Annotated in this window: 12 protein-coding genes; 1 reads left to right on the forward strand and 11 read right to left on the reverse strand. The window is 61.3% G+C overall.

Translation table 11 applies throughout. The annotated features are described in order from the left end of the window. Positions 1-2 precede the first annotated feature (2 nt). From PWP93_RS09800 to PWP93_RS09815, 4 genes are all read right to left on the reverse strand, one after another. Positions 3-986: a cupin-like domain-containing protein gene (locus tag PWP93_RS09800; RefSeq protein WP_421044342.1), complete on the reverse strand. Its 984-nt coding sequence runs from the start codon at positions 984-986 to the stop codon at positions 3-5. A gap of 101 nt (positions 987-1,087) precedes the next feature. Then, a complete protein-coding gene (locus tag PWP93_RS09805; protein ID WP_421044343.1) occupies positions 1,088-2,275 on the reverse strand; it encodes a GDSL-type esterase/lipase family protein in 1,188 nt (395 codons plus the stop codon). A 66-nt stretch (positions 2,276-2,341) separates the two neighbouring features. Next, complete coding sequence (locus PWP93_RS09810) at positions 2,342-3,415, reverse strand: acyltransferase family protein (protein WP_421044344.1); 1,074 nt, start codon at positions 3,413-3,415, stop codon at positions 2,342-2,344. A 137-nt stretch (positions 3,416-3,552) separates the two neighbouring features. After that, positions 3,553-4,338, reverse strand: a complete 786-nt coding sequence (locus PWP93_RS09815) for a glycosyltransferase family 25 protein (RefSeq protein WP_421044345.1) — start codon at positions 4,336-4,338, stop codon at positions 3,553-3,555. Between the two features lie 337 nt (positions 4,339-4,675). Here PWP93_RS09815 and PWP93_RS09820 point away from each other — a divergent pair, with 337 nt between their 5' ends. Further along, entirely contained in the window at positions 4,676-6,328 is a 1,653-nt protein-coding gene (locus tag PWP93_RS09820) for a flippase (RefSeq protein ID WP_421044346.1), read from the forward strand. A 315-nt stretch (positions 6,329-6,643) separates the two neighbouring features. On the opposite strand, the gene PWP93_RS09825 is transcribed toward PWP93_RS09820, so the two are convergent. The 7 genes from PWP93_RS09825 to PWP93_RS09855 form a co-directional block, all read right to left on the reverse strand. Beyond that, on the reverse strand, positions 6,644-7,516 hold the full coding sequence (locus PWP93_RS09825) for a methyltransferase, TIGR04325 family (protein WP_421044347.1): 873 nt from the start codon (positions 7,514-7,516) through the stop codon (positions 6,644-6,646). A gap of 271 nt (positions 7,517-7,787) precedes the next feature. Further along, a complete protein-coding gene (locus PWP93_RS09830; RefSeq protein WP_421044348.1) occupies positions 7,788-8,894 on the reverse strand; it encodes a glycosyltransferase family 4 protein in 1,107 nt (368 codons plus the stop codon). Further along, the gene (locus tag PWP93_RS09835; protein ID WP_421044349.1) at positions 8,891-9,829 is read right to left on the reverse strand and encodes a glycosyltransferase family 2 protein; all 939 of its coding nucleotides are present in this window, start codon (positions 9,827-9,829) and stop codon (positions 8,891-8,893) included. Before PWP93_RS09835 ends, PWP93_RS09830 begins: the two co-directional genes overlap by 4 nt. Next, the gene (locus PWP93_RS09840) at positions 9,711-11,105 is read right to left on the reverse strand and encodes a hypothetical protein (protein WP_421044350.1); all 1,395 of its coding nucleotides are present in this window, start codon (positions 11,103-11,105) and stop codon (positions 9,711-9,713) included. Before PWP93_RS09840 ends, PWP93_RS09835 begins: the two co-directional genes overlap by 119 nt. A 207-nt stretch (positions 11,106-11,312) precedes the next feature. Continuing rightward, positions 11,313-12,524 carry a glycosyltransferase family 4 protein gene (locus PWP93_RS09845; protein ID WP_421044351.1) on the reverse strand — a complete coding sequence of 404 codons (1,212 nt, stop codon included), beginning with the start codon at positions 12,522-12,524 and terminating at the stop codon, positions 11,313-11,315. Continuing rightward, complete coding sequence (locus PWP93_RS09850; RefSeq protein WP_421044352.1) at positions 12,512-13,615, reverse strand: glycosyltransferase family 4 protein; 1,104 nt, start codon at positions 13,613-13,615, stop codon at positions 12,512-12,514. Before PWP93_RS09850 ends, PWP93_RS09845 begins: the two co-directional genes overlap by 13 nt. Before the next feature lie 320 nt (positions 13,616-13,935). Continuing rightward, positions 13,936-16,176 (reverse strand): polysaccharide biosynthesis tyrosine autokinase, encoded by a 2,241-nt coding sequence (locus PWP93_RS09855; protein WP_421044353.1) that lies wholly within the window; start codon positions 16,174-16,176, stop codon positions 13,936-13,938. Between the last annotated feature and the right edge of the window lie 5 nt (positions 16,177-16,181).

Here is a 16,181-nt window from a genome sequence, read left to right on the forward strand (position 1 = left end):
GCTCAGCGCTTGACCAGCCGCCGGACCGCGTTCAGCGGCGATATCAATCTGCTCACTGGCGAGTAGACAACATCGGAAAAGGACTTCGGATTGCGGTGCTCCAGCGTCGAGATGGCCCGCCTCTTCAAGCTGTCACGCAATGGCGAAAGTCCGGGCGGCAACGGCTTGATGCCCATCTTGCGCAGAAGGTAGTTGGCCTGATAGACCCGGGCACGTCGCTCGAGCGACTTCATGCAGTAGTTGATGCTGAGGCTCACCGAGATATTGTCGCCGTTTTTTACCCAGTGCGGCGCCAATGAGGGGTGATGCACCACCTCCCCCGGGGAGAGCCGATAGACCGTGCCGCGATCCTGCAGTTGCGGGCGATACAGCGCCGCCTCGAAGTTGCCGCTGTAATAACGCTCGATCTCCTGCTCCGGCACCAACTCGCGATCGGTCGCAGGAAAAAGACAGACGTCCTTCGAGCCCTGCAACTGGAAAAGGAAGTTGGTCTCGTGATCGATATGAAAAGGCGTGGCGATCCTGGGCGAGGTGAGCAGCAGTGTCATCGACACCCAGGTCATATCCTTGCGTAGCGGCCAGCCAGACAGGTCCTCGAGTTCGGATGTAACGACATCAAGCACCTGCGCATACTCGGGGTCGTAATCCTGCGCCCGGGTGAGCTTGATCCATGTGCCGTTTTCGCCAAGACGGGAAACCGTCTCGGCCAGTTGCTCGCTGCGCGACAAAGCGCTGAATTTTTTGTCGATGGTGCCGTGCTTAAGCGCACAGAAATGACCATCTTTTCTGTCAATCATCCGCTTGGCGAGCTCGACGAGTCGAGGGATCTCGAACAAGCCGCTTTCGTGCAACGTATGATTGAATTTGAACGGATGCAAATTGAAATTACTTTTGAATTCTTTCTCGCAGACCCGAAGAATGTTCTCATCGGCGCGGAGTTGGTGTGACGAATTCGCCGAGACGGTACCATCGCTGAAAACAGACATGGCACACCTTCATAGGTTGGGGAGCACTGCTTGTTGGAGAGCACTGCTTTCAGGCTACGCCCCCGCATGGCGGCCAGATGTGCGCTGACGAACACCTGTATTCATTTCGGATCACCCTGGCTTGCGCCCACCTCCTCGCGCACCCGCGAAGCTGACTGCGCGCTTTCAGCAAAGCTCGGTTGCAGAAACGCGATGACCTCGGCATCGGTGATCGGCTTGATATGCAAACCCAATGCGGCATTCAGGGAAGCCACGAGGTGCTGCGTCCAAAGGGTATTCCAGACGACCCCGGCATGACTGTCCGACACGACGGCGTTGTGCGGATCGTCGCCGGACGTATTGGTGATTGCCCAGCCTGGTGACAGACGCACCGTCTTGTAATACGGGCGGCCCTGTGGGTCGCGCGTGCCCCACAGGCTCCTGAACCAGGCGCGATCATCAAGAAAGTAGACATGGGGATTTGCCGCGGCCAACTTGCGCAAGCCATCATCGAATAGATCCATGCCAGCATCGATATTGGCCATTTGCCTGGCCGATTGCCAATTATCGAACTCTGCGGACCAGTCCGCGTTGCTGAGTACGCCCACGAGCACAATGTAGGTGTCCGGATGGTGCGCGCGGATCAACGCGACTGCCGCGCCGATTTCCTTGATACAAGCGTCGACGAGAGCCCGGGGATGCGCTGCATTCCGGTCACGGGACAACTCGTCGAGTACGCCGTGCGCACCGATATCGTTGATGCCGATGCGGATCAAGACGATGCCGCCTCGCCAGGCCTGCGGCTCCGTGTTCATCAAGTCCACGAGCCGGATCGCCTCGCGCAGCGGATGTCCCATCAACTGGTTGCAGGTCGCGCCGCTGACTGCAAAGTTGTAGCGGTAGTCGTCTTTGGGGGGCGTGCGGGCAAGCAAGCCGAAGGCTTCGTCGAAATAGGCGCGATATTTTCCGGTTCCCCACGCGCCCCATTTGCCCAGGTCAATCTGGTCGCCGCGCAGTCGCCCAAGCACCTCGGTCCACTGCCAGGTGGTCGCACGCCGGGGGCCCCCTCGCGCGTCAGGATCGCCCAACATCAACGTGTCATGGTAGGACTGGCTATCGGAATCCCCGAGCACGGCAAATCGTATCCTGCCAGAGTCCCCCGCAGCCCCTGCACTCTCTGCGGACCCGACAGCAACGGCGGCTGAAGGCGAGCGCAGCAGACTGGGCACGGCCAGTCGTGCAGCGATGAGGCCGGCCAGGGTCATCGTGCCGCAGACCGCAACCACCACCACTTTACGCAAGCGAGACATAGCACACGGTTTTCCCATGTATCGGCCGTGAACATGCCGGTTCAACACCGGCCGCCCAACTCAGTTTCACGAAGTCAGTACCGGTTGGCGCATTCGCGATCGCTTGCCCTCGAACCAGGCAAGCACCGGTTTTTCGATGTACAGGTGAACACCCAGTGCGAACATGACCGCCATCCCTGCAACGCAGCATGCCGCCACGTAAAGGCTGAGCGCGTGGTGGAAGGTCCCGGATTTGATCGCCTTGGCGAACAGGATCATGAAAAATCCGTGTGTGAGGTAGAGGACATAGGAAGCGTTTCCGAGCACGGTCAAGGCACGCCCCGCCCTGCCGCCGCTATCGACCGATTGCGCGAATGCGGCTACGAGAAGCGTCGCCGGAATCCCCCAGGCCCACCATCTGAGAGAGAACGGCAGGCCCGATGTGGCTTCACTGGGCGAGGCCAGCGCAGCCCACCAAAAGAGCGCGACACACGTCATCGACACGATCCATTTCAAGCGCAGGCCCGATTCCGGCAGCCTCGCGCTTGCCATGCCAAGGAAGATGCCACCCAAAAACTCGATCACGATCGGGTTGCCGTAATACTGGCCTTGTGCGGTGGCCCCTGCCAGATCGAGCGCTATCGGAACACCCGCGAGCAGGGCGGCGATCAGCGCCACGCGGTACCTTTGCCACGGAAGACACAGCACAGCGGTACAAATGAGGTAAAAATAAAATTCATAGACGAGTGTCCACGCCACGCCGAGCACCAATCCAGCCGATGTCGTGGGGGGAAGCAATAGCACCGACTCGCCGAGGCCAACGGCACCGATCTGCACGTGCCGATACGCGATCCCGCTGCAAGACAGCGCAACGACAATGGCAAGACACGCCCAATAGGGCGGCATGATGCGCGTAAACCGACGGGCGAAGAAGCGCCTCGCTGATGCTTGCGATGAAAAGCCTCGCGTCGTGTGCCACATCACCAGCCCACTGATGACGAAGAAAATGTCGACGCCGCACGCGCCCACGCGCTGCACACTCGGGAATACGTGCGTCAGCGAACTTCCCGAAGCCTCTTCAAGGATATGGTGCGCCAACACCGCAAAGGCGGCAACGAAGCGCAGATGTTGCAGGCCATAGAGTCTGGTATGACGTTCCATACGGGCCGCCAATAGAGCGATGCGGTTGGAAATGCGGAAATCACGGGCTCGCGGCTGGGGTTTCTGACCACGAGCCCTATGGGCGGTATTGCCCGTTCGTGAGGATCAAAGAGGCCAAATTCGGGAGCCTCCGTCATTCAAACTCCGTCGACATACGTGGACCGAATTTTTATTCGGCCGCTATGCCAGACACGCAGCGTTTCAACCCAGTAATAAGCGCCGCGCAAAGGCGATTTCAATCTCTCGAGCCAGCCGGCGCGATGATCCGTCTCGGATCGCGCCGCTCCGATATCAGAGGCCATCCCCTTGCCCCCATGTTTTAGCAACATGTCCTGGATGCATGGCGCAGGGTGCCATTGAAACACGGACATTTCGTCCAGATCGCCGTCAAACATGACGAGATCCACTGCGCGATCCGCTCGCGCAAAACGCTCGACCATCCTGCGGCACCCATCTCTCGAAATGATATAGGCGGCGGTGCCCGAGTGATTGCTCCGTAACCGGTGCAGTCCCGTGTGACCCGGCAAATTCACGCCTTGCCTGTCAACGAATATCCCCGCCAGGAATGTCTCCAGCTTTATGATGTCGTAGCAAAATCCTCGGGATATTTTCTCCTGGATGGATTCGACAAGCATTCTTGCGTCCCGGCAGAAGTGAACATCATCCTCGAGCACGAGCGCATGATCGATGCCTTCGTCCAGCACCTTTTTCCAGATGGTGTAGTGACTGAGCGCGAGTCCCTTTTCGGGCGCGGTGCACTTGCCGCGCAGCAATGGCAGCGCCAGTGTTCGACTCATGGCTTCTATGTGCGCGGGCCCCAAAGCGGGAAACCGTTCCCAGGCATAGCCCAGCCTGTCGAGCTGCTCCGCCATGTGGCTTAGTCTGTCGGTGGACCTGTCGAGATTGATGACGAATATCTTCATTGACTCCGGCAACGTGCTGCGTTGCCCCCCCCTTTTTTGCGTCGCATGCGAATATCGGCGTCGGCGCTCGCCTTGACACATGCCGCGCTTAGCCTTGACCAATCGTAAGAAGGCTTTCTATTACCGGTCGGTGGGTTGCCCAACAATTCCGGGCGGGAAAGGCTGTCTCGCGACCACCGCGCACCGCCACTCGTGGCAGTCTGGGAGACTCGGCTGAAAGCCGCCGCTGGGGTACGCAAGCGCACAAACAAGGCCACGATCCACCAGGCACAATTGATCTAACCTGTTTGCCGGGCGGCAGCGCGCTGTTCCGGGATGGCCCAGACTGCCACATATCATGACCGCCAAGCCCACACTCAAACGAAACGTAATCTTCAACTTTCTGGGTAGCGTGCTACCCATTTTTGTTTCGCTCGTCAGTACGCCGGTCTATCTGCATCACATTGGCGCGGAGCGCTTCGGCGTACTCGCCATTCTCTGGATGCTTCAGGGATATTTCGGATTCTTCGATCTCGGCCTGTCCTTCGCCGCATCCAACCGCATTGCACAGCTTTCCGACGCGACGCCTGCCGAGCGGGAATCCGTATTCTGGACCGCGTTGCTGCTCAACCTGGGCTTCGGTCTCGTCGGGGCGCTCCTGTTGTTTGCGCTCATGCACGTCATGCTCGCGCAATTCGACATCGGTCCCCTGCTGAGTGCGGAACTCAGGCCCGCGCAGGCCTGGATCTGCGCTCTCGTGCCGCTTACGAACGTGATTGCCGCATGCAATGGGGCGATGTCGGGGCGCGAACAGTTTGGCATCGCCAATGCCGTGCAGTTTGTCGTCATGATGCTGTTCCAGCTGCTACCGCTATGCGTTGCGATCGTGTTCGGACCGAACCTGCACTATCTCGTGTTCGCGACCCTCTTTGCCAGCGTGATCTCGCTCATCATCACGTTTTGCACAATGGCCTATGTTTTCCCGCTGCGGCTTGCCGCTGGGCCCAACCGCAAGCATGTGCGGCCGCTCTTTTCCTATGGCGCCTGGATCAGCATTACCGGTTTCGCGACGCCGGTGCTCGAGACGGCCGATCGATTGCTGATCGGCCATGTGCTGGGCCCACAAGCCGTGACCTACTATCAGGTGCCGTTCAGCCTTGCTGTACGCGCGCGTCTGGTGCCAACCGTCATCACCCGCACGCTGTTCCCGCGACTGTCCGCCCTCGGCGGTCACGATGCCGCCCAGCTTTCCCTGCTCGCCCTGCGCGGGCTCACGCTCGTGATGACGCCGGCCATCGTGTTCGGCATCTTTCTGATGCGACCGTTTCTTTCGTTGTGGGTGGGCCACGACTTCGCGAACAGTGCATCCTCGGTTGGCGAGACCATTCTGCTCGGCGTCTGGATCAATTGCCTCGCGGCTGTTCTGTCTTGTCATTTGCAGGCTGAGGGGCGACCGGGCGTCGTGGCACGATTTCAGCTAGTCGAAATCGTGCTTTTTATCGCCGGCCTCTGGTGGGCGCTTCATGCCTTCGGCGTACTGGGTGCAGCCCTTGCGTGGAGCGGGCGATGCGCGCTCGATGGCGCCCTGCTCTTTTGGGCCGCGCATTTCGGCCGGCAACACCTTCGCCAAATCGTGGTGCCCGCACTGTTGATTCTCGCCGCCTACGGGAGTTCGTTCGTGCTGGATTCGCTTTCGCTCGCGGGCGTGGCGGCCTGGGCGGGACTCACCTGCGCGGCCATCGCATGGTCGATTTCGGCAGAGCCTGGGGTCTGCGCGCAAATCGTCCCGGTGCTCGCGTCTTTCTTCCAGCGCAATCGCGAGCGCATCTGGAAAAGAAAACGCGCTCAGGTAGCGCGCAACGAGATCGCCCCCAAACGCACAGCGCGCGAAAGCAGTCAGCAGCCCATGTCTTCCGAAGCGATACCCGAAGCTGCGGCTTGCGGCGACACGCGTTTGCGCAGCAATGCATCCAGTGTTACGGAGACATGCATCGGACGGACCCTGCGTTAGGGCAGCCTTGATTTCACGCATCTGGCCATCTGCGGGTCGTCAGCTCCGATCAGGGCATCGGAGCCCTCGTCCGAGCGCACATGACATTTATCGAACGGCGCGCGATCGCCGTGTCCATCGAAAGTGCGTCCTGGAGTTTTCTGGCTGGTGGCCGCGTGGCCAGTTGATCGGTGGCGCATCGCGCTGGGCGACTGGCTGGCTCGCCCGACTATAGGTCAAAGCCCATCTTCGGGAATGATCGCCCTGTCGTGCGCTGCATTCAGGCGAGCCGCCGCGGTTCCAGCGCACGGCTCGGAGCGCTTCGCAAGGCGAGGGCTAGGTCTGCGCTGCCACGCGTTCGAAGTAATAACCGTAGTAACTATCGACTTCGTACTCGGTCTTGAAGGGGATGCGCATGCGGCGCTCGTTCAGGTCCCAGTGATCCCGCACGCGATAGCCAAGGGCCTGCATGTCGGCGACCAGACGCCCGATCGATTCCACCCGGTACGGGCACACCGCAACCCCTAGGTTCTGCAAGGTGAAGAATGCTTTTTGGGGGTGCAAGGGTATGAGATTGAACAAAACGTGGCGCGGCGGATGCGAAAGCTCGCCAATCAGCGTCGGCAAGCTATATCCAAGGTACTGCAACGCGCCGGTGCTGATTAGCACATCAAAGCCGTCCGCTCCGTGAGGCGTTTCGCAGAATTTCAGCGCGCCCAGTTTGTCGCGTTCCGAGGCAAGGCGCCTGCCGGCGGCTACCACGTGAGGCAGGTCATGCACGCACCAAACCAGGTCGGCCGGAAATGAAATGTAATGCTGATATCCGTAGTAGGCGAGACCCAGGTGGCCGCCGATATCGAATATCCGGCGCCCCCCTGCACTCAAGATCTGGTTGATCCAGAAGAGCGCTGGGTAGTCGCATGTCCGCAGCGAATGCAATTGATCCAGATATCTCGTGGTCACTTCTTCGACGTCGTAGGTCGAGGGCAATTTCGCCGAAGAAATACGCTGCGCCTCGTCGAGCGCGTCCTCATAAGTGTCGTAGACGCCAAAGTACAGGTTTCCGCTGCGATAGGGCTCGCGAAAATAGCGTCGGTACAGAGGCGCACTCAAGAGCCTGATGCCAGGCAGCTCCGAGATCTCACGCGCGATGCGCAGTAGCCCACGACGCAGGTGCTGTCGTCTCACGGCGGAATCGTATGTGCTCATACCGATCTCCTGACACGATGTGGATTTTGAGTACCTTCTAAACGGGCGCCAGGTGCCCGGCGGTGCGTCTATCAGGCAGCGCACACAAAGAGGTCGAAGCGCCAGCAGGCGCAGATATGGACCGTGCTTCTAGGCTACTACCCGGCCCATCAGCCAGATGTGCGTTGACGAACATCCGCCGCGCTGGCCCAGGGCGACCCGGTCGAGCGTGGCGTGCCCTGACATGAGGTTGCACCGTGATGAGACGCTCGACCTCCTGGTGCCGAAAGCATTACTGATTGGCCGCTTTCACCGCTTCCAGCAGCTCTCGTGCGGCCCTTTCCCAGGTAAAAGCGGCGGCATGCCGGCGACCTTCGGCGATCAATGCTTCACGCAGCGCTTCATCGTCGAGCACCGTGCGGATCTTCAGACTCCACGCATGCGGATCGAACGGGTCCGCATAGAGCGCGGCGTCGCCACAAACCTCAGGAAGTGCGCCGAGCGGAGCGGCAAGAACCGGGCAGCCGAGCACCATGGCCTCCAATGGCGGCAGGCCAAATCCTTCGGTTAGCGAAGGGAAGGCAAGCGCCCCCGCATTGCTCATCAAGCCCGCCAGTTCCGGGTCGGAAACGCGGCCCGCGAATCGCACATTCGGAGGCACGACGTGCCCGAGCGCTTCGAAGTCGGCTTTTGTCGCCCCCCCGAACAGCACGAGTGCAACGTCCCGAAGCGCCGGCGCTGAAAAGGCCTTGAGCAGAACGGCGATGTTCTTGTGCTTCTGGGTGTTGGCGAGCGCGAGAACATAGCGCCTCGATTCAAGGTTCAAAGCCGCCAGCGGCCGCGCGTCGGGCTGGACGAGCAGGACGTGGTCGCAGCCGTTATGTATGACCGTGATCTTTTCCGCGCTGGCAATGCCGTATCGCACGAGCTCGCCTTTGGAGAACTCCGAGACGGTAAAGATAATCTTGTGCCGTCTGCCTATGAAAAAGAAAAGGAATTTGTACCAGAGCCGAAAACCCGGCGAATAGGAATCCGGCGCGGAATAGACCTGGGCGTCGTGAATCATCGTCGCGGAGTCACGGTGCAACAGGGGCCCGAGGTTGCAGAGATTGAGGATGAAGTCCTTTCTGCGCGCCATCGGAAGATAGCATTGCTCCCACGCTATGCGGTGCATCCTGCGAGCCAGCGCGTTTTCGCGGACGCACAGAATATTGCGGTAAGGTGGAACGTCGATGCGATTTCTCACCACCAGCGCATAGTCGACGCCATTGCCGGTTTGCTTCGCTATCAACGCATCGGTCGCGGCGATCAACTGTTCGGCCACCCTGTGCACACCCGTCGGCGCGGCCCCGAAGAATTTGCCGTTGAACGCTATCGTCCTGTACGGCGCGGCGCTCATAGCTTCTCCGCTCGCTCAGGTGTCAGCCTTCCTCGCATACAGTCCCAAAAGCCGATCAGATTGCCGCTCAGCCGGCCACGGCGGTCGATCCAGGGCTCCGGCGCGAGGCTACGCACCACATTGCTGGCGACGTTGCGCACGACATGATCGAGCGCATCGCGCACAGACATCGTCTTCCTGCTCACCAGATAGAGTGGATTGACGACCTGCGAATAGCCCAGTTTGCGCCCCGACACCCGCCCACCTTTGGTTCCCAGGTGCACGCCGACCGCGCTGGTGATACGCACGACGCGTCCCCCCCGGTTGCGGATCTGGCCTCCGAAATCACGGTCCTCCTGCCAGCCGTAGAGTACAAGGCGCTCGTCAAAACGCAGGCCGGCAATGCTGCTTGCCCGGAACGCCATGTTGCAGCCATAGGGCCCCCGGGTGGGAATCACCGTCAACGCCTGCCTCGCCGTGCTCGCGCGCGCGAGAATAGCCTGCCCCTGTTCAATGGACAGACCCGGCCCGTGGATGCCGTCCGCGAGTAGCGTGCCCGTAACACAGGCGATAGTGGGATCGCTGTTTAGCGCATCGACGATTTCGGAAATCCACGTGCGATGCATGAGGAAATCATCGTCCAGGAAAATCACGACGTCGAAGCCGGCCGGCACATGATTCAGTGCCGTATTGCGTTGAACGGTAAGGCCGGGCCGTCCCTTGACCACGAGTAATCCGGGGCGATCTGCAAGGTCGCCGGCATCCTCGTTCAACACGCAGGAAACGATGATCAGCTCCGGCTTCAGCGTCTGCGCATCCACGGAAGCGATGACATGCTTAAGGAGTTCTGCGCGGCCCCGCGTGGCGAAAATCAGGCAGATTCTTGGCGCTTTTCCGGGCGACGGCCGGATGCATTTTCTCGACACGGTTTCCCCCGGGCTGACACTCGATTCCATCGCTTACCTCATTGTTCAAGAGTCCGTAGCGGACTGTTGTTCGCGGCCTGGGCACGCGTCGTGGCGCCAGCGAGAGCGCGCCTGCCGCAGCCGCAATCAGGTAGAAACACACTCCAAGCTCGAATACCCCGCCAGACGCCGAAGCGACGATCAACGCCGAGATCGTGCTATGCCGGGCTGCGTAGCAAACCGCGCGCTCTGTGAACGGGTACTGGGGCGACACCGGCAAGAACAGCGTTTTGCCGATGAATAGCCCATAGCACACGACCCCCACGATGCCGAGGCTTGCCAGCAGCACCACGAGGAAACTCGACGCGCGAATGCTGCCGAGGCCGACACCGATTCCATAGGTATCGAAGAAGTTGGTCACGCCCTGGGCGTTCCACCCCATTCGCTCGACGCCCGACGAGCTAGCGGCCTTGCTCAATATCGTGGTGTCGACGAATTGCGCGAGCGTGTCGGCCACCACAGGGAGGAAAAGCACGACATAGAGCGCCCCGAGCGCGGCCAGGCACACGCCCATGATCCACATACGGTGCTTGCGCGCGCAAGCGGCACGAGCAACGCGCTGAGGGCGACTAAACAGCAGCACGACCAGATACCCACCGAGCCCGACATAGGCGCTCCCTGAGGTGGACAGCAACAGCAGCGCCCCCGACGCGGCGGCCAGCATGGCGGACCATCTTGGACGAAAGCCGACCAGCCAGAGATTGAGACAAAAGACAAAGAGCGGAACCGTGAAGCCCGAAAAGCCCGACGTTTCGCTGAATGTCCCGCTGATACGGACCAATCCCTCCATCTCGGCGCCGGTCAGGTACGCGAACTGAGCGGTCTTCACGAACGAAAGCGCATCTACGCCAACAGCGTGCGACGCAATGTCGATCACGCCGGCGAGTACATCGAGCGCGGTGAGCAGAAGAATCGCGTTCGCGAGCGTGCGGTACACACCGCGAAATTGCAGAAACGCGTACATGCAGCAATACACGAGCGTGTCTGCAATTAAATAGACTGCCTGCGATAAATTCCCCGAAACAGGCGCGAGCGGACGCAGCAGGATGTCCAGGCCGGCGCCGCTGGCATCGCGGTCGACCGGGAACACCAGCGTAGAGCCGGCCAGCAACCGCGGCAGCACGATGGCGCCTGCGACTCCCCACACGCAGGTGCAGAGCAGCCAAAATCCTGGCTTGTCCAAAGAGAAGGCGTCAGCGAGCTTGCGCCCACCGACGAGATTGAAGGCTCTCAATGCGAAGAAGGCGAGAAAGAGTTGCGCCGGCATCACACCCGTCGCACCCAACGACAGCGCAAGCGCGCATCCGAATAGCGCGTACACCGCCATCCCGTAGATCACGCCGCGATACGACGCATAGAGCGCCGCCAATCCGCTGACGATGACTACGATTCCGAATATCGACAATCCCACTTGCCTCGCCCCCATCCGCTCGCCGCACGCGTACGTGCGCAAGCGCTCTTGTCTCGCGCTGCTTCAGGCAGAACGCCAACGCCGGGCCGGCGGCTCGCTGGGCGCCTCGTTGCCCTCCATTGCGCGCTCGACGACACCCAGGAATTCACGCCTGAAACGGTCCGCCGCAAAGCGCATGGCATTGCGGCGGCACACGTCCGGGCGGAACGGCTGATGTTGCTCGAAGCGCTCCACCGCATCGACAATCGATGCGACGTTCTGCTCGCCGAAAAGGAGCCCGGTACTGCGTTCCGGATCCGTCGAATCGATGACGATTTCCCGCACACCGCCACGGCCAAACGCAATGACCGGCGTCCCGCAGGCTTGCGCCTCGACCACCGAGATGCCGAAATCCTCTTCCGCCGCGAAGACAAACGCCTGTGCGCGCTGCATATAGTCGATCAGTACCGCGTCGGGCTGATAGCCGAGCAGCGTCACATTGGCCGCCGCCGCTGCACCGGCGCGCGCCAGATCGGGGCCTTCGCCGATCACCACGAGACGCCGCGAGGGCATTGCTGAGAACGCCTCGACGATGAGCGGAACGCGCTTGTAAGGCACCATACGCGAGGCCGTGAGATAGAAGTCCTCATGCTGTGTGCGCAATTCGAAGCGCTCGACGTCGACCGGTGGATAAACGACGACAGCTTCGCTACCGTAGGCCTTGCGGATGCGCCGCCCCACGAAGGCGGAATTGGCGACAAAGGCATCGACGCCATGCGCGGTGCGCTGATCCCAGATGCGCATGTAATGAAGCAGGGAGCGCGCGATCCAGCTCTTCACTCCGCGCTCGAGGCCCGCTTCGGCCAGATATTGATGCTGCAAGTCCCAGGCGTAGCGAATGGGTGAATGCACGTAGCTCACATGAACCTGATCCGGACCGGTCAACACGCCCTTGGCCACCGCGTGGCTCGACGAAATCACCAGATCGTAGGACGAGAGATCGAACTGCTCGATCGCCAGCGGCATGAGCGGAAGGTAGTGGCGAAACGCTTTGCGCGCACGAGGCAGATGCTGAATGAACGAGGTCGTCGCATGTTTTCCGCCCAATGCACTGCGCTGCGACTCGGGGAAAAAATCAACGACACTGTAGAGATCGGCGTGCGGAAACAATTGAAGTATCTGCTCGACGACCTTCTCCGAGCCCGCGTAGGCGGTGAACCAGTCGTGCACGAGCGCCACGCGTCCGAAACGGCGCGTGTCGTTCGCAGGCGGAGGAGCGAGGGTTACATTAGCCACGGCGAAATCTCCTCGATCAGTTTGACGACTGTGGCGCGCCAGGTCAGTTCCGCGGTCCGCGCACGACCACGCTCGCGCAGACTCGCACGCAACGCGGCGTCGCCCGTGATCCGTTCGAGCAGGTGCGCGAGCTCGGCTGGATCGTCTGGCGAGGTGTAGAGAATCGCATCGCCGCACGCCTCCTGCACCGCAGGCAAGCGCGAAGCGATGACGGGACAGCCGAGCGCCAGCGCCTCGACGGGCGGCAGCCCGAAGCCTTCGTAGCGCGACGGATACACGAAACATGCTGCGCGCCGGTACAGCGCGGCCAACGCACCATCGCTCACATAACCGAGGTGCTTCACGAACCCGGGCAGCGCATCCTGGCCACTGCCATAGACCCGGGTATCGCCCCCGCCCACGACCACGATGTCGAACTGCGCGTCGGGAATCAGGCGCGCAGCCTCGGCAACGAGTTGAAAATTCTTGTGTCGGTTCATGCTTCCCACCGCGAGCACGAACGGACGCCCGTTCAGCGTAGGCGTGACCTCCCCTTCATCTTGTTGCACGCGCAACATATGTTCGCCGCTCTCAGGCACCACACCGATCTTTCCGGCTGGAATCCGATAAGCGTCGCATAGCTCGCGCCGCGAGAACTCCGACACGGTGATCACCCGCTGCGACACGCGGCCGAGGTGCGGCACCATCAGGCGGTACCAGGCCACGAAGGACCGACTGTAGCTGTCGGGAACGCGTGCTGGCGCCGCATCGTGCAGCACCGTCACCTGGCGCCTGCACAGCAGCGGCCCAGAATTGCATAGATTGAGCAGCAGCCTCCCGCGCGCTGCCTGCGGCAACGCGAACTGCTCCCAGCGCAGGCCGCCGCCTTTACCGCTCGCCCGAAGCCGGACATACCGAAACGGATTCACCATGCCTGCCACGGCTTCCGGCACGACGATTTCAGCCCGCACTTCGGCGACCAGCGGCTCGCGGGCCTCGAGCATCTGGTCAAGCGCACGAATCGTTTCGAAGGCAAAGCGATCGACCCCCGTCGCGCGGCGAGCGAGGAAACGGCCATTGATCAGCAGATTGGGAAAGCCTACGGGTTTCATCGACGGATTCCAGGACATCGTTCAGGCCCGGTCACCTTCCGCCCGCAAGGTCACCTTGCCAAAAACGACCGGAGTAGACGGGCTCACGTGATGCGAGTCATTGATCCAGAGTGTGACCGACGCGCATGAGTAAAAATGTTCGCCGCCGCGCATCCGACGTCAGTTTGCGAACCACGTTGCGCGGCCCTTGCACGGGTCGCGTTCGAGAGCGCTCGGCGGTTGAATCCGGGAGATGAGCTAACGCTCGGGAAATTTTCCGGCTGCATGGCTTGCGCCGCACAGCCGTTGAAATTCGTACTGCGACATAAATCCAGATGCGCTTACCGGTTCGCCGGCCCCACGTCCTTCGCAAACCCGTAGCTAGCGTAGCCGTACGTGCCGTATTGGTTGCCGTAGCGGCCAGGGCGCGATGTCATGTCGTTGAAGATCACGCCGCGAATCGGGACGCCAACCTGTTCCAGGCGACGCACGGACTCGCGCAGATCGGCCACGCTCGTCGCGCCCTGGCGCGCGACCACGAACACCGTGCCCGCGAGCTTGCCGACGATCCCCGCATCCGCGACCGGCAAAATCGGCGGCGCGTCGATCAGCACGAGGTCATACGCGTCATTGGCCCAGGCCACGAACTCAGTGAAACTGTCTTCGCGCAGCAGCTCGCTCGCATTGGTCACGTAGCCGCCCGTCGGGACGAAGTCGACGCCTGGCATGACTTCGCGGCACACCGCTTCGCCAAAGTTCTGACTGCGGTCGACGATGTCCGTCACGCCAGGGGCGCTTGGCACACCCACGTGGCGGTTCAGCGAGCCGCGCCGCAGATCGGCGTCGATCAACAGCACCCGCTTGCCAGATGCGCCAAACACCGCCGCCAGATTGACCGAGACGAACGACTTGCCCACCATCGGCGTCGGCCCCGCCAGCAGCACGACATGATTAGCCGCATCGGCCAGCGAATATTCGAGCGCACTGCGGAAGCTTCGCAGGCTTTCAACCGCTGCATCGAACATGGCCGTACGAGCAAGCACCGTGTTCACGCCCGGAGCCGTGCGCGGCAGACGCCGCGTAAGGGATTGCTGAATGCGGCTGCGCGGCACGGCTGCATAAACGGCCAGGCCGGTGTGCACTTCAATTTCGTCCACCATGGACACGCCGCGGTTGAGCCGTTGACGCAGCAGCACGATGGCGGCACCGACAAAAAGGCCCGTGAAGAACGCCGCGACCACCAGAACGACGCGCTTGGGCCGAACGGGTTGTTCCCCTGGCACCGCAGCGTCGATCATGCGCACGTTCGACACACGGCCGGCCTTGAGCAGACGCATCTGCTCGCGGTTGTTCAGCAGATTCGTATAGATGTTCGTATCGACGGTCACTTCCCGCTGCAGGCGCACAAGGCCCTGTTCTACGGGCGGCAGCGCACGCGTCTGCCCCACGAGGTCGCCGAGCGACTTCTGCGCTTCGGCCAGTTGTCCGTCCACGGCGACCACGGCAGGATTGTCCGGCGTGAAGCGAGCCATCAATTGCGCGCGCTGCTGGCGCAGATCGGCGATGCGCTGCTGGGCGAGTGCCGAGCTTTGCAACAACGCTGTCGCTTCGGCACCCAGGTTCACCGCGCCATGCTGCGAGCGGAACGTGTTGTACTCGTTCTCTGCCTTCTCGAGCTGCGCCTTGAGCATCGGGAGTTGCTGGTCGAGAAAGGCAATGGACTTCTGCGCTTCCTCCTGCGTGCGCTGCGCGTTCTGCCGGATATATTCAGTGCCGATCGCGTTGAGAATGGTACTGGTGAGGACCGGGTCGTCGCCTTCCAGCGCAACGCCTATAACATCGGATTCCTTACCTTTTTCGGAAATCAGCAGCGCGGTTTGCAAGGTCTGGATTGCACGCAGTTCGGACAGGCGCATCAGATCAAAGGTCGCTCCTGGCTGCCCATCGATGCGGTTCACCAGCAGATCGATCGCACCGCCCACAGCCTGCGCGTGAAGGGGTTCGCCCACACGCCCTTCGAGCCTGATGCTGCCGGAGGACAGTGTATAAGCGCCGTCGCCCTGATAGTTCAGGAGGAATGGGCTGCCGTACAGGCGATCCGGCACATCGAATTGCGTCACGTCGATGGCTTCATTGGTCCACGCGTAACCGCCCCATCCCGACCATCCGTTCAGATTCAGATGTCGCGCGGCCCAGCGACCCACGAGCGGAAAATAGTGCGGCGTCGCGCGGATATAAAGTTTCGTCGCATTCACCGCCGACGATACGACCAGCCGCGAGCGCAACACTTCTATCTCTGCCGTGGCTGCGGTCTTGATCGCAAACTGCGCGGAAAGGTCGGCGAGTGCCGTTTTTGCGGGGTTCTGCCCTTCCTCCACCTGGATGAGCATGTCCGATTGGTAGACAGCGGGCGCCAGCAGCGCATACGTGCAGCCGATCAGCGTGAAGATCGCCGTCACGATCAGGATCGTCCGGCGTCCCGCGTACAGCACGTCGAGCAGATTGCTCATATGCCCGCCCTCGGGCGCCTGCGGTAAAACCACCTCGGCAGGGCCCTCAAGCATGTAATCGCGATGAATCATCTTTT

The sequence above is a fragment of the Paraburkholderia sp. A1RI-2L genome, from assembly GCF_048957375.1.
Lineage (GTDB): Bacteria > Pseudomonadota > Gammaproteobacteria > Burkholderiales > Burkholderiaceae > Paraburkholderia.